At 45.5% G+C, this 19582-nt stretch carries 16 protein-coding genes; 7 read left to right on the top strand and 9 right to left on the bottom strand.

Annotated features, from left to right (window positions below):
• Positions 1 to 494 precede the first annotated feature (494 nt).
• Positions 495 to 1745 (bottom strand): serine hydroxymethyltransferase, encoded by a 1251-nt coding sequence (glyA, locus tag VHA02S_RS02905; protein ID WP_005440106.1) that lies wholly within the window; start codon positions 1743 to 1745, stop codon positions 495 to 497.
• 347 nt (positions 1746 to 2092) lie between these two features.
• On the opposite strand from glyA, the gene VHA02S_RS02900 reads away from it, so the two are divergent.
• From VHA02S_RS02900 to VHA02S_RS02890, 3 genes are all read left to right on the top strand, one after another.
• Positions 2093 to 2695 (top strand): YitT family protein, encoded by a 603-nt coding sequence (locus tag VHA02S_RS02900; protein WP_005447540.1) that lies wholly within the window; start codon positions 2093 to 2095, stop codon positions 2693 to 2695.
• 90 nt (positions 2696 to 2785) lie between these two features.
• The gene (locus VHA02S_RS02895; RefSeq protein WP_038898527.1) at positions 2786 to 4312 is read left to right on the top strand and encodes a winged helix-turn-helix domain-containing protein; all 1527 of its coding nucleotides are present in this window, start codon (positions 2786 to 2788) and stop codon (positions 4310 to 4312) included.
• Between the two features lie 131 nt (positions 4313 to 4443).
• On the top strand, positions 4444 to 5343 hold the full coding sequence (locus VHA02S_RS02890; protein WP_038898526.1) for a hypothetical protein: 900 nt from the start codon (positions 4444 to 4446) through the stop codon (positions 5341 to 5343).
• A 98-nt stretch (positions 5344 to 5441) separates the two neighbouring features.
• Here the strand turns inward: VHA02S_RS02890 and treC are convergent, their stop codons facing one another.
• From treC to gmhB, 4 genes are all read right to left on the bottom strand, one after another.
• Entirely contained in the window at positions 5442 to 7127 is a 1686-nt protein-coding gene (treC, locus tag VHA02S_RS02885) for an alpha,alpha-phosphotrehalase (protein WP_038898525.1), read from the bottom strand.
• A 93-nt stretch (positions 7128 to 7220) separates the two neighbouring features.
• A complete protein-coding gene (treB, locus tag VHA02S_RS02880; protein ID WP_005440120.1) occupies positions 7221 to 8645 on the bottom strand; it encodes a PTS trehalose transporter subunit IIBC in 1425 nt (474 codons plus the stop codon).
• Between the two features lie 175 nt (positions 8646 to 8820).
• Positions 8821 to 9768: a trehalose operon repressor TreR gene (treR, locus tag VHA02S_RS02875; RefSeq protein WP_038898524.1), complete on the bottom strand. Its 948-nt coding sequence runs from the start codon at positions 9766 to 9768 to the stop codon at positions 8821 to 8823.
• Between the two features lie 74 nt (positions 9769 to 9842).
• Entirely contained in the window at positions 9843 to 10394 is a 552-nt protein-coding gene (gene gmhB, locus VHA02S_RS02870) for a D-glycero-beta-D-manno-heptose 1,7-bisphosphate 7-phosphatase (RefSeq protein ID WP_038898523.1), read from the bottom strand.
• Positions 10395 to 10737: 343 nt separating this feature from the next.
• On the opposite strand from gmhB, the gene metN reads away from it, so the two are divergent.
• The 3 genes from metN to VHA02S_RS02855 are packed head-to-tail and all read left to right on the top strand — an operon-like array spanning position 10738 to position 13281.
• Entirely contained in the window at positions 10738 to 11772 is a 1035-nt protein-coding gene (gene metN, locus VHA02S_RS02865) for a methionine ABC transporter ATP-binding protein MetN (RefSeq protein ID WP_029789180.1), read from the top strand.
• Positions 11762 to 12439 carry a methionine ABC transporter permease gene (locus VHA02S_RS02860; protein WP_005432672.1) on the top strand — a complete coding sequence of 226 codons (678 nt, stop codon included), beginning with the start codon at positions 11762 to 11764 and terminating at the stop codon, positions 12437 to 12439. The genes metN and VHA02S_RS02860 overlap by 11 nt, the downstream gene beginning before the upstream one ends.
• A 32-nt stretch (positions 12440 to 12471) precedes the next feature.
• Positions 12472 to 13281 (top strand): MetQ/NlpA family lipoprotein, encoded by an 810-nt coding sequence (locus VHA02S_RS02855; protein ID WP_005447551.1) that lies wholly within the window; start codon positions 12472 to 12474, stop codon positions 13279 to 13281.
• A gap of 87 nt (positions 13282 to 13368) precedes the next feature.
• Here VHA02S_RS02855 and VHA02S_RS02850 read toward each other — a convergent pair whose 3' ends face one another.
• The 4 genes from VHA02S_RS02850 to syd all read right to left on the bottom strand — a co-directional run bounded on the left by VHA02S_RS02850 (position 13369) and on the right by syd (position 18485).
• Positions 13369 to 14559: a YibE/F family protein gene (locus VHA02S_RS02850; RefSeq protein WP_017818925.1), complete on the bottom strand. Its 1191-nt coding sequence runs from the start codon at positions 14557 to 14559 to the stop codon at positions 13369 to 13371.
• 87 nt (positions 14560 to 14646) lie between these two features.
• Positions 14647 to 16842 carry a bifunctional metallophosphatase/5'-nucleotidase gene (locus VHA02S_RS02845; RefSeq protein ID WP_038898522.1) on the bottom strand — a complete coding sequence of 732 codons (2196 nt, stop codon included), beginning with the start codon at positions 16840 to 16842 and terminating at the stop codon, positions 14647 to 14649.
• Positions 16843 to 17160: 318 nt separating this feature from the next.
• Complete coding sequence (locus VHA02S_RS02840; protein ID WP_005447555.1) at positions 17161 to 17937, bottom strand: Zn-ribbon-containing protein; 777 nt, start codon at positions 17935 to 17937, stop codon at positions 17161 to 17163.
• 2 nt (positions 17938 to 17939) lie between these two features.
• Positions 17940 to 18485, bottom strand: a complete 546-nt coding sequence (gene syd / locus VHA02S_RS02835) for a SecY-interacting protein (RefSeq protein WP_038898521.1) — start codon at positions 18483 to 18485, stop codon at positions 17940 to 17942.
• 107 nt (positions 18486 to 18592) lie between these two features.
• Here syd and queF point away from each other — a divergent pair, with 107 nt between their 5' ends.
• Entirely contained in the window at positions 18593 to 19438 is an 846-nt protein-coding gene (gene queF, locus VHA02S_RS02830; protein ID WP_038898520.1) for an NADPH-dependent 7-cyano-7-deazaguanine reductase QueF, read from the top strand.
• Positions 19439 to 19582 lie beyond the last annotated feature (144 nt).

Genomic DNA, 19582 nt, shown 5'->3' with positions numbered 1-19582 from the left:
TCGCTTGTTTTGATAAGAAAAGGTTGGCTCTGTGCCAACCTTTTTTGTCTCCATAGAACATAAAGCATCGTCGTTCGAACAATAACCCTACTGGTTAAAACCAAACTCGCTATTTCGAAGAACCTACGAGATATCAGGAATCTTGTTTCAACACTCTCTAAGTAACAACGATAATTAGAGATTCCCTATCCCGCTCGTTCCTCGCTTGTAGGGAATGACAATGTTGGGCTCTTGAGTAAATCAAAAGTATATTCAGAACCTAATAACCTCTTTCGTTTTCCACTCAAATACTCCCAATCCTCCACATAGCAAACTGTTTCTCAGAAACCAAAGCACGCTATTTCGAAAAGCCTAAGCTGATATTTCCATACGCTAGAAAAACAAAAAGGTCCTCAAACGAGGACCTTTCATCAATCAAATTATCACACTGAATCGCAGAAGTAGAACGAGTCAGCCTGTACTACTTTGCAAAGAAAGCGAATTTACACAGAGAACTATGCGTAAACTGGTAGACGCTTGCAGATCTCTAGAACTTTCTGCTTCGTCGCTTCGATAACTTCCTCGTTGCCGATGTTATCTAGAACGTCACACATCCAGTTTGCTAGCTCTTTCGCGTCATCTTCAGTGAAGCCGCGGCGAGTAATTGCTGGCGTACCAACACGGATACCAGACGTTACGAATGGGCTGCGTGGGTCGTTTGGAACCGAGTTCTTGTTTACTGTGATGTTTGCTGCACCTAGTGCTGCATCTGCATCTTTACCTGTAATGTCTTTGTCGATTAGGTCAACTAGGAATAGGTGGTTCTCTGTACCGTTAGAAACGATCTTGTAGCCACGCTCTTGGAATTGACCAACCATTGCTTTCGCGTTTTTCACTACGTTAGCTTGGTAAGCTTTGAATTCAGGCTCCATCGCTTCTTTGAACGCTACAGCTTTACCAGCGATAACGTGCATTAGAGGACCACCTTGACCGCCAGGGAATACTGCTGAGTTCAGCTTCTTGTACAGCTCTTCACCTTCGTTAGAAAGGATAAGACCGCCACGAGGACCCGCTAGCGTTTTGTGCGTCGTTGTTGTCACAACGTGAGCGTGTGGAACTGGAGTCGGGTACTCGCCTGCTGCGATTAGACCAGCAACGTGCGCCATGTCTACGAATAGGTAAGCATCAACTTTGTCTGCGATTTCACGCATGCGTTTCCAATCAACGATTTGCGAGTAAGCAGAAAAACCACCGATGATCATCTTAGGCTTGTGCTCAAGCGCTAGCTGTTCCATCTCGTCGTAGTTGATTTGACCTGCTTCGTCGATACCGTAAGGAATAACGTTGTAGTGCTTACCAGAGAAGTTTACTGGTGAACCGTGAGTTAGGTGACCACCGTGCGCTAGGCTCATACCTAGAACTGTGTCGCCTGGGTTTAGAAGCGCCATGTAAACTGCGCTGTTTGCTTGAGAACCTGAGTGAGGCTGTACGTTCGCGTACTCACAACCAAATAGTTGGCATGCACGATCGATTGCTAGTGCTTCAGCTTTATCTACGTACTCACAACCGCCGTAGTAACGCTTGCCTGGGTAGCCTTCAGCGTATTTGTTCGTTAGCTGAGAACCTTGAGCTTCCATTACACGTGGACTTGTGTAGTTTTCAGAAGCGATAAGTTCAATGTGTTCTTCCTGGCGAAGAGTCTCTTCCTGGATAGCTGCGAACAGTTCCGCATCGTAATCTGCGATGTTCATATCACGCTTAAGCATCTGTATCTCCTGACTCAGATTGGTACTGAAAGTTGCAAAAAAACTGAATAACGACCTAACGCAAACGTTTTCGTCGACCTAATGGCGCGCATTCTACATAATTTGATCTAGGTCATAAAGAGAAATTTACAATTTTTCTCATGCAGTTTTTTCATGGTGACAAGCAAGAAATATCATGACGATGTTGCAATCGTTTAACCATGATTCCCTGACTGTCAATTTTGTGCTTTACACCCTGTAAAACAACAATTACATAGGTTTACCGCAAATTTTACCCTCTAGCTACCGAAAAGATCATCTTTTTACTACTATGCACGCCCGAATTATCACAAACGACTGCATATTAGATGGAAAAACACTCAAGAAAAGAAGACTGGATGGCAATTCTTACAGGTACCTTTTTGGTAGCTCAAGGCGTTTTCTTTCTCCAATCCGCGAACCTCTTAACCGGAGGCACAACCGGATTGGCTCTGCTTATTAGCCAATTTACACCTTTTACGTTTGGTGTGCTTTACTTTTTAGCCAACTGTCCTTTTTACTTGCTCGCATGGAAACGCTTCGGTCGTCACTTTGCCATTAACAGTGCAATTTCTGGCGCTTTGGTTTCTATCTTTGCTGATCACCTGTATTTACTGATTTCATTGGAATCAATCAACGAAATTTACTGCGCGGTAGCGGGTGGCTTGCTGATGGGCTTGGGTATGTTGATCCTATTCCGTCATCGTTCAAGCTTGGGCGGCTTTAACGTATTGTGCTTATTCATCCAAGATAAGTTCGGTATTTCTGTAGGTAAATCCCAGATGGCAATTGACGCATGTATCTTGTTTGCGTCTTTCTTCTTCGTCACACCTTGGGTTATTGGGTTGTCGATACTTGGAGCCTTCGCACTGAACCTCGTGCTTGCGATGAACCATAAACCGCATCGCTATTCGGTGAGCTACGGTTCATAGCCTTTCCATGATGATTGGAGCGCAATTTATAAGATTTTGCGCTCCAATGACTATATAATATCTCGCCATTCACTAATCACTCATGATGGTATGCGAGACTTTCTACAACAAGCCAAACAAACCAAAAGTCAGATTGCTATTGGCGAGCTTATCTACAATCCAGAGACTCAAACTCTGCATAAACAAGCAGTCAGTATCGATCTTGAGCCGCGTACCGTCGAGTTACTGGAACTGTTACTCACCAGTGTTGGACACCCACTCTCTGCTGAAACTATCATCGAGACCATTTGGCAAAGTAAGTTCATTTCAAAGAATGTCCTAACCAACCGAATCAGTACACTCAGAGCTTTGCTTCAAGAACACTTGCCGGAGTACGATGCAGCCAAATTGTTGGTCACCTACCCACGTAAAGGTTACTTCCTTAATCCAGCCAATATTCAATTGCTACCTCCAGCCCAGAAGGCTCAGCAAACCAAAGAACCTGCTAAGAGCAACCTTGCCCCTGCGTCTCACAAATTCAAACTTGTTTATGGCTTATGCGCCGCACTTGCGCTAATGAGTATTGGGCTTGGGGTGACGCTGTGGCAGCAGCAAGGCATTTCAACTCAGCAAACTCGAAACCAACTCTTAATCCCTAAAGTAGAGTTATTGCTGAACCGTGTTGATGCTATAGGCACCACTGCTCGTGAGTACCGAACTCTAGTGAAAGCGATCTTGTTGCAGCAACAAGTCGAGTATCCTTATACCGATATCGCTAACCAAGATGCGCCGAGCTACTTTCTCGACCCAATTAATGAGACCCCTTATTTCCCTGGCGCACGAAACATGCAAACCAGCGATTATCAGCTCAACATTGAGCTAAAAGATGATTCCACAGAAGGGGGACTCAAAGCGCAAATGAACCTAATTTACCCAGCGACGGGAAAATTGGCGTTTCGTAATCAATACGAGCTCCGTATCAGCCATCTACAATCAGATATCTTTCGTATGCATGCAGATATCGCTCAATACTTTAATTTGCCTGCACCTTCTCAGAGCAATTGGCAGTTAACCGATGCACACGAGAAGATGTTATTGGATGAGCAATTCTCAATGGATGGTATTAAAAACATGGATGAGTTTACTGCCATCACGATAGCTCGCCATCTCGCGTTGTACGAACAAAATCAAACTAAACTCGAAGGGTTTCTTTATCAAGTACAGTCCGAGTTCGATGCCTTACCCGATGAGCTTAACTTATGGATGGGTATCCTCAATTACAAACTCGGCAATCTCGATAAGGCGAAAACCTTATTGACGACACCGGCGGGAGACTCATTAATTCAGAATGCCCTGATTTACACTTTTGTATCTCATATTGCCTACAAGCAAAATAAGCTTGACCAGTTCCGCTTAAATTACATGGAATCGCTCGTAGCTCTTTTACGTGTTATGCCTTCTGAAGAGTTATTCAGTCGTTTGTCTCAGCCGGAATCGAAAGAAACCTGCTTACAGCCTTGGAAGAAGTTGCGTGTCAGTATTAAGGAAAAGGAAATTGTGATGCGCTGGAAGGCATTAATTGAAGAATACTGCACCAATATCGAAGAAGACATTAACCCAGAAAAAACAAAGACCTAAATATAAAATTAAGCTTTCATTTAACTCTATTAGTTTTTGTTTTTTGCCCTTTTTCTCACTCAAAACTTAGCATGGCGACATTCAAATAACGGCTCGATTTATCAGCCTTCTAAAATTAGGAATGTAAACTCATGCTTAAAAAAATGACGCTTCTCGCAGCAGCTACGATCGCACTTTACGGCTGTGGAGGGGGCGGTTCTTCTTCTGGTTCTACAAGCGAAAGCAAAGGTCCACAATCAAGCTTCGACTACCCAATCCAAAACTCATCTTTCAAACCTGAAGCAAGTACAAAGCTTCACTACGTCACTTCTGCTGACGGTCAACAGGGCGAACCTATAACGATAAGCTTTGAGCCAATGGCTGTTCAAAAGCTCATCGACCGACTACGCGACACCCAGCAAGATGACCCTTTTATTCCCGTTATCCAACTTCTGGAAAACAACGGCATTACACAGTTCTACCTAGACAGTAGCGAGCAAGAAGATAATACCATTTACTTCGCTGGTATTGACGGTGCGCTGCATGAAGTTACCGACCTTTATCTCATTGACTCTCTATCCAACGTCATGATGATGAACAGCAGTCCTCTATTTCGGTTAGAGGGGTCAACGGTGAAAGAGAAGGATCCAAACATTAATATCAGCAAACATCTTGTATCTGTAATCGTAGATTTGTCAGGAGAGCAAGTGAAACGCATGCTTGATTCCTTTGATGATAATCCTTGGGTAAACGCGTTAGCTGATAACGCTCAGTGTAAAACCACTTGGAGCCAACAAGTTGGGGAAACAGGTGCCCGTAAGACGTTTAATGTCTCCGGTAAATCGGTTGAAGCGGCATACCTAACCGAGAAAAATACTTATAACCTTGTATGTGACGGTATGGAATTGATCGATTCAAAAGAGTTTGAGAGTTCTGCTGAACGCTGGTTTAACCCAACTCTAGGATTCATTGAGCAAGTAGAACTGCTAAAGAGTGAACAGATTCAAGTGAGAGAAACGAAAGTAACTTTGAATAAGATCGAAAAAGCTTAATTCAGCCATCAAATCTTATTTAGATAAAAAGCAAAGGCTTTGGGGAGCACTCCAAAGCCTTTTTTTTAGGACCGAAATCCTTAGGGGAAGCTTAATTTTTACTCTTCAATCAGCAAGATGCGAGTTTCGTAAGGACGCAATACCTGATGACTAGAAGCAATCGCGCTGGTCGCATTTTGATAGTTGGAAAGCAGGTTCTTGGCTTTACTCATATCAAAACGATCTGGTAGTACACACTCCGCTTCTTCACCGTAGTAGTTGTTGATACATAGTAGCGTTTGCTTATCGTTCTGACGTGCGTAAGCAAAAATACGTTTGTGCTCAGGCAACAGGTCCTCGTAACGACCATCAGTGATCACCGGAACCTGTTTACGCAGTTCAATCAGACGTTTGTAGAAGTAGAACACCGAGTTCAAATCAGCAATCGCGGCTTCCGCGTTGATTGCAGAATAGTTCTGAGCCACCTCTAGCCACGGCGTGCCTTCAGTAAAACCCGCATGTTTCGCGCTGTTCCATTGCATTGGGGTACGTGAATTATCACGCGATTTCTGCGCCAAAATCGCCATCATATCGTCGTGAGATACGTCATCGCGATTGACCATGATGTCGTACATGTTCGTGCTTTCAACATCTCGATATTGGCTGATTTCGGTGTAACCCGGGTTGGTCATGCCGATCTCTTCACCTTGATAAACATAAGGTGTGCCTTGCATCATGTGTACCGATGCCGCAAGCATTTTGGCAGATTCAACACGGTATTGTTCGTCGTTACCTAATCGGCTCACAACGCGTGGTTGGTCGTGGTTACACCAAAATAGCGCACCCCACCCTTTGCCATTTAAACCAGTTTGCCAATGGTTGAAGATCTGTTTCAGTTGGATGAAATCAAACGGCGCTTTCGTCCACTTATCACCATTTGGGTAATCAACTTTTAGGTGGTGGAAGTTGAACACCATTGATAGCTCTTTGCCATCTTGCGCTGAATACTGCTGACAATGCTCTAGCGTGGTGGAAGACATTTCACCCACCGTCACGCTACCGTACTTTTGGAACACAGCTTCGCTGATCTCTTGAAGATATTCATGTACGCGAGGGCCGTCAGTGTAGAAACGGCGACCATCACCAATATCATCACTTGGAAAATCTTGTTGCTTGGAAATCAGGTTGATGACATCTAGACGAAAACCATCCACACCTTTCTCTGCCCAGAAGCCAATGACTTCTTTGACTTCTTCACGCACTACCGGGTTTTCCCAGTTTAGGTCCGCTTGCTCTTTAGCAAAAAGGTGCAAATAGTACTGACCCGTTTTTTCATCCAACGCCCAAGCGTTGCCACCAAACTTAGATTGCCAGTTGTTTGGCTCTGCGCCATCAACCGGATCTTTCCAGATGTAGTAATCACGGTATGGGCTGTTTTTATCACCCAATGCCGATTGGAACCACTTGTGTTCTGTCGAAGTATGATTCACCACGATATCCATGATGATTCGAATACCCAGCTGGTGAGCCTCAGCCAACAGGGTATCGAAATCTTGCATGGTGCCGAAATCTGGGTTGATCGCATAGTAATCGGAAATGTCATAACCGTTGTCGATCATTGGTGATTGATAAACCGGCGTCAGCCAAATCGCATCCACACCAAGGTGTTTTAGATAATCCAGCTTAGAAATGATCCCTTTAATATCGCCCGTGCCTTTACTTCCACTGTCACAAAAGCTTTTTGGGTAAATTTGGTAGATGGTTGCGGTTTTCCACCAGCTCTCATCATGCTTGGTCATTGCCATTTCTAACGCTCACTTACCATTAAACGGAAACTTAAAAATCTTAAAAAAATAGAGGAGATAAACGAGGCAGCCAAATCACTGCCTCAGTTTGAATTACGCGTTAGCGGTTTCTAACTCGCCTTTCATCTGTGCGCGTTTATACAACACAAGCGTCAGCGCTACTGGGACGACAATCGCCACCAACATCGCCAGAGCAAATACGCCCCAGAACTGCGGTTGGATAGACAAGATGCCCGGCAAACCGCCCACACCGATGCCGTTAGCCATCACACCTGCACTACCACAGATAGCAGCGGCAATCGCACTACCGATCATCGCGCTCAGCATTGGGAATTTGTATTTCAAGTTGATGCCGTACATCGCTGGCTCAGTCACACCAAGGTAAGCAGAGATAGCCGCAGGCACCGAGATATCACGCTCACCATGTTTTTTACTGATGATAATGATGCCGACTACTGCAGACGCTTGAGCAATATTTGAAAGTGCAATCAAAGGCCAAATTGGCGTGCCACCTAGCTCTTGCATCAGTTGAAGATCAACCGCGTTAGTGGTGTGGTGAATACCGGTAATTACCAATGGCGCATATAGGAAACCGAAGATGGTTGAGCCAATCATTGCGAAGTCACCCGTCATGGCTGCTTTTGCTGCGAAAGCAACGCCGTCACCCAACATACGACCAAATGGACCAATGATAGAGTGCGCAAGAATCACAGACACGATGATAGAGACAAACGGCACGACCACTAGGTAGAGGTAAGAAGGAATGATGCGTTTTAAGTTGGTTTCAATAAACGCCAGAGCCATACCAGCAAGCATCGCTGGAATCACTTGCGCTTGATAGCCCACTTTCTCGATGGCGAATAAGCCAAAGTCCCATACTTCAGGCACTTGCTTACCAATTAAATAGGCGTTCATTAACTGTGGCGAAACCAGAGTCACGCCCAATGTGATACCCAGAATCGGAGTACCGCCAAGCTTTTTCACTGTCGACCAACACACGCCAACCGGTAGGAAGAAGAAGATCGCCTCACCAATTAGCCACAGGAAAGAGTGTACCGTTGCCCAAAACTGGCTGATTTCCGTTAGCGTTTGACCATCAAACATCTTGATGTCGCCGATCACGTTACGGAAACCAAGAATCAAACCACCGGTGATGATCGCTGGTAGCAGTGGTACAAAGATTTCAGCAAGGTGGGAAATACCACGCTCAACGATGTTCATGTTTTGACGAGCAGCGTTCTTAGATTCATCTTTGCTCGATTCACTTTTGCCGCTAAGCTCTATCAGTACTTTGTAAACCTCATCAACTTCAGTGCCGATAACGACCTGAAATTGACCGGCATTGGTAAAGCAGCCCTTCACCATAGGCAGTGCATCTAACTGTTTTGTATCGGCTTTGTCAGTGTCATTCAACACGAAACGCAAGCGAGTTAAGCAATGGCTTACACTGGCAATATTGTCCGATCCCCCGACCAGCTCAATAAGACGCTGTACATCTTGACGCGCAATCTTACTCATAACTTTGTCCACCCTGTATTGGATACATTCAATTCATCGTTTTATTTTTATAATGGGAACATTCCCACCCGATAATTTTAATATTGCCATTTCGCATTCAAAAACAAAATGGGAACAGTCCCATTAATTGAGAATGATCACAGTATAATTTTAGAGCAGATCATCGAAAGGAGGATTAACGACGGATAGGCTGCTGGGTAAAATGCACCACAGACTCATCACCATTTAATTGATTAATCAGCATGTTAGCGGATTTTTCACCAGCATGAGAGTAGCCTGGATCTACGCTGAAGACATTCGGGAAGAGAAAAGAAAGTAATTCGTTACCACCGACACCGGTAACCACCACATCTTCACGTCCCACTTCTTGCAGACGTTTAATCACACCTAGAGCGATGGTATCACTGGCACAAACAATGGCTTGTGTATCGGATTGAAGAACGTGATCCACCAGCTGATACGCACTTTCGTGGCTAAGCTTGCCAGTTTTAAAACATGGTTCGATGCGCTTTTTCTCACACCAAGCTTGGTAAGCATTAAGGCGAGCGAGACCTGTAGTGCGGTCTTCTGGATCAACACCAATGTAGGCAATACGAGAAATAGATTGTTGTTCCAGGTGGGAGAGCGCCATATCGATAACGCCTTGGTTATCGTAGTTGATCGAGGAAACCATTTGCGTGTCCATCGCGATCACGACAATGCGATTGCCCCAATCCGCCAAAGCTTGTTCATCACACCCAGTAAAACCAAACACGATCACGCCATCGACATTGCGACGTTTGAGCACATCCAAATGTTCATTGGTTTTATCGCGATCGAACTGGCTCTCCATGATCACCACGTCATACCCTGCCGAGTACAAAGCGTTGAGCATGGTACCAACGGCGCGGTTCTCTGATGGCGAATCCAGACGAGAGATGATCACACCGATCACCTTTTGGCTGCCGCCACGCATCGACTGAGCCGATTTTGAGGGCACATAACCTGATTCACGAATGATTTGCTCTACCTTCTCACGCGTTTGCGGTTTTACCTTGGGATCATTGGTAAGCACACGACTGACCGTCGACTTGCCCACGCCAGCCAGTTTCGCGATATCAAGAATGGTGAGTTTTTTGCTCATAAGTGTTCAGACTAAAAGAAGGAATCAAACAAAAGGGAAGCAGCGGCTTCCCTTATCTCAGTCAGTAATGAAGATTACTTGTTTAGGTACGCAGGCACGTCTGCAATGCTATCTAATACTACCGTTGCAATCGCTTCGCCTTGTTCTGTTACTGGCTTACCAGTGCGAACCAAAATCTTAGTGCCAACGCCTGCCGCTTCTGCTGCCATCATGTCTTCGGCTTTGTCGCCGATCATCACAGATTTCTCCATGTCGATCTTCAAGAAGTCACGCGCAGAAATAAACATACCTGGTTTTGGCTTACGACAATCACAATCTTGCCTGTACTCGCCAATGCCATGCTCCGGATGATGTGGGCAGTAGTAGATGCCGTCGAACTCAACGCCATTATCAGCGAAGTTCCAGTCCATCCATTGAGTCAGAGACAAGAAACGGTCTTCGCTGAATTTACCACGTGCAATGCCAGATTGATTGGTCACAAGCACCAGCAGGTAGCCTTTATCTTTCAGCGCTTTTGTCGCTTCAAAGACACCGTCAATGTACTCAAAATCATGTTCGTCATGAACGTAGCCGTGGTCAACGTTGATCACGCCGTCACGGTCGATAAAAACAGCAGGTTTTGCCAAAACGTATTTCTCTATTTACTCGGTTTTATCAGATTATTACATACCTTATAAGCACTCACACTATCTAATTGGTGTGAGTGGGCGACAAAACAGTTGATTTGTCGTCCGAGAATCGGTAAATCTTGAGTATCCCTCTTATATATGTCCTTCCGCCAAACATTCTCTGTTTTCCTTTCCCAACAGAACATCCATACATTTAGACGTCTAGACGTAAAAATATCTATTGACTTAATACTACTTAACCCATAGCATCAACTGAGAATTGAGATAGAGTTCAAAATTTACTCCTGTTAAAAGCCGTTTTTGACAGCGAAGTTCCCAGTATCTCTGTGCAGGTTGAAACATGATAGAAATAAAAAACGTCAATAAAGTGTTCTACCAAGGCAGTAAGGAAATTCTTGCCCTTAAGGACATTAATCTAGATATCGCGAAGGGCACCATCTTCGGTGTTATTGGCTCATCGGGCGCGGGTAAAAGTACCCTAATCCGCTGTGTGAACATGCTGGAAGCCCCGACATCGGGTTCCATCATCGTAGATGGCGTTGATCTAACCAAATTAAGCAAAAAGCAATTGGGAGAAACTCGCCGTAATATCGGGATGATCTTCCAACACTTTAACCTGCTGTCGTCTCGCACCGTTTTCGACAATGTCGCACTCCCTCTTGAGCTAGCAGGCAAAGACAAAGCGCAAATCACAACAAAAGTGACTGAGCTACTTAAACTCGTTGGTCTTTCAGACAAGCATGAAAGCTACCCAGCAAACCTAAGTGGTGGTCAAAAGCAACGCGTGGCGATTGCACGTGCACTGGCATCAGACCCTAGCGTTTTGCTGTGTGACGAAGCAACCAGTGCACTGGATCCAGCAACGACTCAGTCCATCTTAGAACTACTAAAAGAAATCAACCGCAAGCTCGAAATCACCATTCTTCTGATCACTCACGAAATGGAAGTAGTTAAGAGCATCTGTCACGAAGTGGCGATCATCGGTGATGGTGAGCTAGTGGAAAAAGGCACCGTTGGTGAAATCTTCGCGCATCCGAAGACTGCACTGGCGCACGAGTTCATTCGCTCTACTTTGGATCTTTCTATCCCAGAAGATTACCAAGCACGCTTACAAACCACGCGCGTAGAAAACAGCTATCCATTGGTTCGCCTAGAATTTACTGGCGCTACCGTGGATGCACCTCTGATGACGCAGATCGCTCGTAAGTACAACATCGACGTGAGCATTCTAAGTTCTGATCTGGATTACGCTGGCGGCGTGAAGTTCGGCATGATGGTCGCTGAACTGTTTGGTAGTGAAGAAGACGATAACGCAGCGATTGAATTCCTGCGTGAGCACAACGTGAAAGTAGAGGTACTTGGCTATGTCCTTTAATACGATTTCTGAATGGCTGAGCCTAAACAGCAACCTACTTTTGGGCGCAACATGGGAAACCCTATACATGGTTGCGGTTGCTGGCATCGTTGGTTTTGCTGTTGGTATTCCACTAGGCGTAATTTTGCACACCACTAAAAAAGGTGGCTTGCTGGAGAACACTAAACTTAATCGCGTGCTTGGCGCCATCGTTAACATTGGTCGCTCGGTTCCTTTCCTAGTGCTGATGGTTGCGATTATTCCAGTAACCAAACTGTTGGTTGGCACCTTTATCGGTACAACAGCAGCGATTGTTCCTTTGACTATCGGTGCAATCCCATTTGTGGCGCGTCTCATTGAAGGTGCACTGCTGGAAGTACCATCAGGTTTGGTTGAGGCTGCACAATCTATGGGCGCAACACCAACACAAATCATCACAAAAGTTCTGCTTCCTGAAGCAATGCCGACTATTGTTAACTCAGTAACGATTACCCTAGTAACACTTGTAAGCTACTCAGCAATGGCGGGTACGGTAGGCGGCGGCGGTCTTGGTGACGTAGCTATCCGTTATGGCTTCCACCGTTACGACGTAGTCATCATGGCAGTAACGGTCGTGATGCTGATTGTTCTAGTACAAATTATTCAGTCTATCGGTGATGCAATCGTACGCCGTGTAGACCACAGATAAGAATTGAAAATACCAATTATAAGGAGATAAAGATGAAATTTAGCCTTAAGAGTCTTTTGACTGTTGCAACTGCCGCTTCTGCACTGGTTCTTGCTGGTTGTGGTGACAAAGAAGTCGACGTGAATAAAGTAAAAGTTGGCGTAATGGCAGGTGCTGAAGCTCAAGTTGCGGAAGTTGCAGCAAAAGTTGCTAAAGAGAAATATAACCTGGATGTTGAGTTGGTTACCTTTACCGATTACGTAACACCAAACGCAGCACTAGATGATGGCTCAATCGACGCAAACGCGTTCCAACACAAGCCATACCTAGATCAGCAAGTAAAAGATCGTGGCTACAAGCTAGTAACTGCAGGCAACTCTTTCGTATACCCTATCGCTGGTTACTCTAAGCAAGTGAAATCAGTGGATGAAATCGAAGATGGTGCTCGCATCGCGGTTCCAAACGATCCAACTAACCTAGGTCGTTCTCTTCTACTTCTTGAGCAACAAGGTCTGATCGAACTGCGCGATGGCGTTGGTCTACTGGCAACAGTACGTGACATCGTAGGTAACCCGAAAAACATCACTATCGTTGAACTAGACGCAGCACAGCTTCCACGTTCTCTTGATGACGTTGCGGTTTCTATCATCAACACAACTTACGCAAGTTCAATTGACCTAACACCTGAGCGTGACGGTATCTTCGTAGAAGACAAAGAGTCTCCATACGTAAACCTTATCGTTGCTCGTGAAGACAACGTTCAAGCAGCTAACGTACAAAACTTCGTGAAAGCATACCAAACAGATGAAGTTTACGAAGCAGCGAAAGACATCTTCAAAGGTGGTGTAGTGAAAGGTTGGTAATCCCCTCTTTCTACAACACTTTAAACTTAAAAAGGGCGCTCATCGGAGCGCCCTTTTTGCATTTGTTTTCATTGCGGTTTTATATCGCTAGAACAGCTGAACTTCGTCTTGCTCAAGCTTCTTTTGCTCCTGTTCTTGCTGTGTATCCACTTGCGGATGTTTAAACACATAAGGCGCTAAAAACGCAGTAAACGGGATAGTAAGCACAATGCCTACACTGCCCGCTAACGCATTCACCACTGCAAGTCCCACCAGCGGCATATTCATAAACTGGCTCGCTGGCATGTTAAGACCCCACACCATCATGATAGTCGTCAATGAGCCACCAGCAAACGCCAAAATCAAGGTGTTAGTCATGGTGCCCATGATGTCTCGACCAATGTTCATCGACGCTCTAACCAACTGCTTTGGTTTGAGTTTCGGGTCGGTTTGTTGCAGCTCCGCATACGCCGATGCAATCGAAATCGCAACGTCCATAACAGCGCCAAGTGCAGCAACGACAATCGTCACGAACATCAACCAACGGATGCCCATCTTTACCGACGTTAGGTAAATCACGTCTTCGCCCTTGTCGAGGTAAATGCCCGACAAGTGCGCCATTTCACCGAACCACTGCGCCATTACACCCGCGGCGATCACACCCAATAATGTGCCGCCCATGGCACATAAACTCTTACGGTTATAGCCAGAGACGAGAATAAAGCTGACTACAATGATCACCACCATCAATAAGATGCTGACCAACATCGGATTCCAACCCGCAAAAATACTCGGCACCAACACGCCAACGATCAATGCCGCAGTAAAATAGAGCGCGACCATGGAATTGATGCCCTCTTTCTTGCCAAAGCTCAGTAACAGCGCACAGAACAGCACAAGCATCAGGTAAATCGCGTCTGAGCGTTTGTGGTTATACGCCCAATAAACGGTGCCATTGGTGGTTTCGCGGATCATCATAATGAAAGTATCGCCTTCACAAACGTACACATTGTGTTGGCGACTAAGAGGATTGGTGACTTCCACCTCTAAACCTTCGCTCTCTCCCTCAAGGATTTTTGCCATGAAGACTTGTTTGCCTGTCATCACATCTGGCACGAGCGGATCTGGCGCAACATGGTTTGAAATCGAACGAGTAACGGTCGCTTCAACAAACTCTTGTTGCTGACGAGATTTAGGACGGAAATCTTCACTCCACGACGACGAAAACTGAAAGATAAGCGTGGAGATAAGGGTAATCAGTAGGGTGAAACCCCATCGGTTATAGATTCTTTTGATCATGAAGCGCTCTTCTACATCACTCAAACAGTCTTTACCTCAAGCGAGTAAAATTAGGCGCGGTAATACTTACCGCGCCCATATGCAGGATTAATGAGTTGGGTTACAACCTGCGACTTTCTCATCAAGCGTCGCCGCGTCTTTGTTAGGGTTAACAAAGTAGCTAGACGAATCATTGATGTTCACAGACTTAACAATTGCAGGGTATTTCGGGTTTTCCAAATCAATCGAGACACAGATTTCCATGTTCTTCAATTGATCCCACAGCGCCTTGCCTTTACCTTCTCTTAGTGTCGTAATTTCACCACTTGGCAGGTATTGCGTGAACGACCAGTTACCAACGTTGCCATTAAAATCTGCCACGTTGATGCCTTTGTTCTTCTCAACATAAGCCGTCAACATATCGCGGATTGCGTATACCGGCTCATTCACTGAGTCGTAGAACACGTCATCTTTGCTCGCCCAACCAAACTTCTGGATTTGCGAACCAAAGCGGTAGCTGTTCATTGCCACTTTGTAAGTTGCATTAGGATCGAACTGTTCACCGCCAATGCTAGTGATGTTGACGCGGCTGCCTTCATTCGTCACTGTATTGTTTTCATCCAACTCAAGAGACGGCTTACTCAGATCCACAGTAAATTCGATATCACCATCAAATTGGTCGTATAGGTAAGCAGGAGCGCCTTTCTTGAACGAAACGGTAATATCACCCGGTTGGTATTGGTTGAAGTAAGAGTAAGACCATTCGATGAAGCGTTTTAGGTTGGCACCTGTCATCTCCACACCAAGCAAAGTGTTGTCGTATTTATACAAGTTAGTCGACTTACCTTTGGTGTACACTTCGTTGTCTATTAAGTTAGATTGATCAGAGAACAGAGATGCTGCAGAGACTATCGCGCCGTTACCTTTACCCATCGCCGCTTCGATTTGCTGCATTTGGATTTGGTTAATCACATCCATCAATGGTGTATCAACCACTTTCGCAAGGTGAATCGTCGAGTACAGACGCTCTGCGGTGTAGTTGTAATCCGTCGCGGTCGCTTCATCTGGGAAGCCTGTTGCGCTTGGTGTGAAGTTGCCCGTTACACGACCAAGCTCGCGCGTCGCGTCTTCAACCGAAATATCATGCACGTATTGGAATTTCGCTTGTAGAGCCTGCTCTTCTTTGACCTTCTTCGTGCCGATGTTGGTTAACGTGGTATCTTCCATTGTCCACTTACCATCGACTTTCTTCAGTTGAATCTCAGCTTTGGCAAGGTAAGCACCCCACTTACCTGGCTCAATGATTTTCACGCTTTGTGCTCGGTTATCTTGAGTGTATTCGCCAGACTTGGCTTTATCTTCAATCAACGTATTTTCGCCGCCGATTTCTGATGTTGATTTGCTGATTGGTGTGACTGTGCCGTCCGCATTCACTTGTTCGATGTAGTTCGCGTGTTCGTGACCCGCTAGAATAACGTCGAATTTATCCGCCATTGCAGACGCAATTTCATAAACGCCCACACCACCGTCTTCTTGGCGACCAAGGTGAAGCGCACCCACGATCACATCTGGATTGTACTTAGACACCAGTTGATCAACCGCTTCTTTGGTTGCGTCCAATTCGTTCTCAAACTTCAAACCTTTGAAGTGATCCGGAGCTGAGGCTTCCCAGTTCGGCACGTTCGATGGCGTTAGACCAACGATCGCCACTTTCACACCTTCCACTTCAAACATTTGGAACGCGCGAATGTAGTTCACATCGTTACTTTCCCACTTGATGTTAGAAGACAGGACCGCACCATTAAAATGATCGAGGTTGCGATCGACAAACGAACGCTCAAAGTTAAATTCATGGTTGCCTGGTACCCAAACATCAAAGCCAAGAGAGTTCATGCTCTCAACCACAGGGTGAGTTGGGTCATCGTTGAATAGCTGCGCGGAGTTGCCCTGAACCGTATCACCGATATCAATCAGGATCATATTTGGATGTGCCGCTTTTTGGCCAGCAAGCAAGGTTGCGATGCGGGTAATACCAGCGTCATCGTCTACGGCATTTAGCGCATAGTCAAAACCAAACAAGCGACCATGTAAATCCGATGTCGCCGCGATAGCAATGGTGACTTCGTCATCTTGCGTTGCTTCACCTTTGACGACGACGTCAGGTGTGTTAGTTAGCGTTTTACCCTCTGCGACCACTGGACTGTAATCTGATGGTACCTCTACGTATTTGGTTTCATCATCGTTACAACCAGCCATCAAGCCGACAACTGCAATACAGATTAGGCTTCGTTTAAATAAAGTCATCTCAATTCCTTCCAGATTATTTTTTTATATATATTTTCGGAAGGGGCCCTCTTCCCAAAACCTCAAAAAGGATATGGATATTATTTGAAATTTTTGAGAAGCAAACGTTTCAATGCTTATAAACCATGCAACTAAGTTACATTTTTCTTTGAACATGAACAAAGATCACAATCAAGGGGATGAGAGGAATGGTCAATGAAAATGCTTTTCGAATCAATGTATTGATAAAATAAATAATAGAAAATTTTACCAATCAACCCTGATTCATTTATAGCGATAGAAAAAAGCTGGCATAGACGCCAGCTTTTTAAAAATAGACTACTTGATGTGGTCCCAAGAGATATTGGAGACAATTCGGCAATCGTCACACTTAAAGTAGAAGATGTCGTGCAGCGGTTCGTCTAGTAACCAGTCACCACCACATTTGGGACACTTGCGCGCTTTTTCCGCTTCCAGTGACTCTCCACCAACTCGGTATTGGTAGTAATAAGTCGGGATCTTGGTGATGTATTCAATACGACCACGCAAATCCCAACCTCGACGGAACAGCACACTGTCAGCGTCGCAAATTTCATGCAGCGCAGCGTGTTCAGCACGACAGCCACCTGCCATTTGGATTTCATCACACGCTTGCCATTCGGTTTGCCATTTCACCACCGCTTTGTGGTCACCATTCAACGTAGCACCATTACGGTAAAGTGGAATTGGTAACAGTGTCTCGCCGCTGCGCAGTGGAGAACAAGTATGAACGTACGTGGTGTACAGCACTTGCCAGCTAGGTGTCTCTTCTTCCGCCGCTTCTTCTGAGTTCAAATCACGACCCAACATGCGCATTTTCGGCGCAAGCAACGAGGCTTCCGACAAACGATTCATGCACACTTTGACGAAATCAGAATGGTAACGAGGGTGCAAACTGTCTTGCTCTGGGCAAACCACGCGAACATAAAACTCGCCATCACCCATCACGATAGGAAACTCACGACCAAGCACCTGACCGTTGTAGCGCAATGCGTCCATCAGACCATTAATCGCTTTATCAACCGCGCTTACGGTAGTGTTATCAAAACACTCAAACTGCAACTCAACAACGTACATGCTTACACTGCAGCCTCTAGTTTGCTTAGAAACTCGGTGAGCGTCTCAGCCAGTACGTCGCGTTTGTCTGAGCCTAAGCGCTCAAGAATCACATTACCGGTTAAGTTACAGATAGAAATAACATCCAACTCTGCATCTGTCGCTGCGATAAATACCGTCGGCTTTAATTTTAGACGGCGCTGAGTGACTAGATGACCAAGAATATTTTCTTGCAGACGAGTAAAGTCATCATCACTCCATACTTGCAGCAACGTCAGTTCGTTACCTTGCCAAGTTGCGTCCATATCAGCGCTGTACTGAGAACCGTAAAAGGTTTTGATGTCTTCATGCAGCGTCAGCTCAATTGCGTTCTCAACGTTAGTGAAATCCGCCATTTCTTCACGTGGGAATGCTTTCCACAATACGGTCCCGTCGCGTTTCTCTTCTACACATGGAGAAACAAGATCAGCAAGCTCTTCACTGCGTGGCAGTTCGTTATGCTCGTCTTGCCAAGCTTGTTGGTAGCGCAGGCTAAAGTCCTGTAGAGCCTGAGTAACGGTTTGGGTCATGAAGGTCTCCTGGTTAGTTTTTATCAGGTCGCGGTGTCTGCCGGATGGCAATTAATCAGCGGATTCAGTAAAATTCTCGCCATTCTAATCGAAAATGACCACAAAGTATGAGCAAATATTCTGACGCTAAAGAGCTTGCTGGCCTAACTCTGGGTAAAAAGACCGAGTACGCAAATCAATACGACGCAAGCTTGCTGCAACCTGTACCTCGCAGCCTAAACCGTGATGACCTTGAACTTGGCGACAGCCTACCGTTTATGGGTCACGATATTTGGACGCTGTACGAGCTATCTTGGCTAAACAGTAAAGGCTTGCCTCAAGTTGCCGTTGGCGAAGTCTACATCCCAGCAACCAGCGCAAACTTAATTGAGTCAAAGTCGTTCAAGTTGTACCTAAACAGCTACAACCAAACGCGTTTTGCTACTTGGGAAGAAGTCACTGAGCGTTTAGCGCAAGATTTATCAGCATGCGCTGGCGAGCAAGTACTTGTGGAAGTGAATCCAGTTAGTCACTACACCAACCAACCTATTGTCACGATGGAAGGTGAATGCATTGACGATCAAGACATCGAAATCACTAGCTACGACTTTGATGCAGCGCTTCTAGACGGCGCTGCAGGTAACGAGCAAGTGGAAGAAGTACTTCACAGCCATTTACTAAAATCAAACTGTTTGATCACCAACCAGCCAGATTGGGGCAGCGTAGAAATTCGCTACCAAGGCGCTAAGCTTAACCGTGAGAAGCTGCTTCGCTACTTGGTTTCATTCCGTGAACACAATGAGTTCCACGAGCAATGTGTTGAACGTATCTTCACTGACTTGATGAAGTACTGCCAACCAACGAAACTAACCGTATTCGCACGTTACACGCGTCGTGGTGGTTTGGATATCAACCCTTACCGCTCAACGGAACAAGACAAGCCAGCGCACAATAATCGCATGGCTCGTCAATAATCTGAGTACTTAATCAAAAGCGAATGAGCTAAATACTCAACACTCATTGCTTAAATACTCAAAAACGCCCAGCTATCTGTTGGATTGCTGGGCGTTTTTCTCTAATATTGTTTATTCAAAAACGACACAGTTCGAGGGAACGAA

Origin of the sequence: Vibrio harveyi NBRC 15634 = ATCC 14126 = KCTC 12724 (assembly GCF_001591145.1) — a bacterium.
GTDB lineage: Bacteria > Pseudomonadota > Gammaproteobacteria > Enterobacterales > Vibrionaceae > Vibrio > Vibrio harveyi.
Note: the sequence above shows the minus strand (reverse complement) of the source record. Positions and strands in the feature narration are given on the sequence as shown.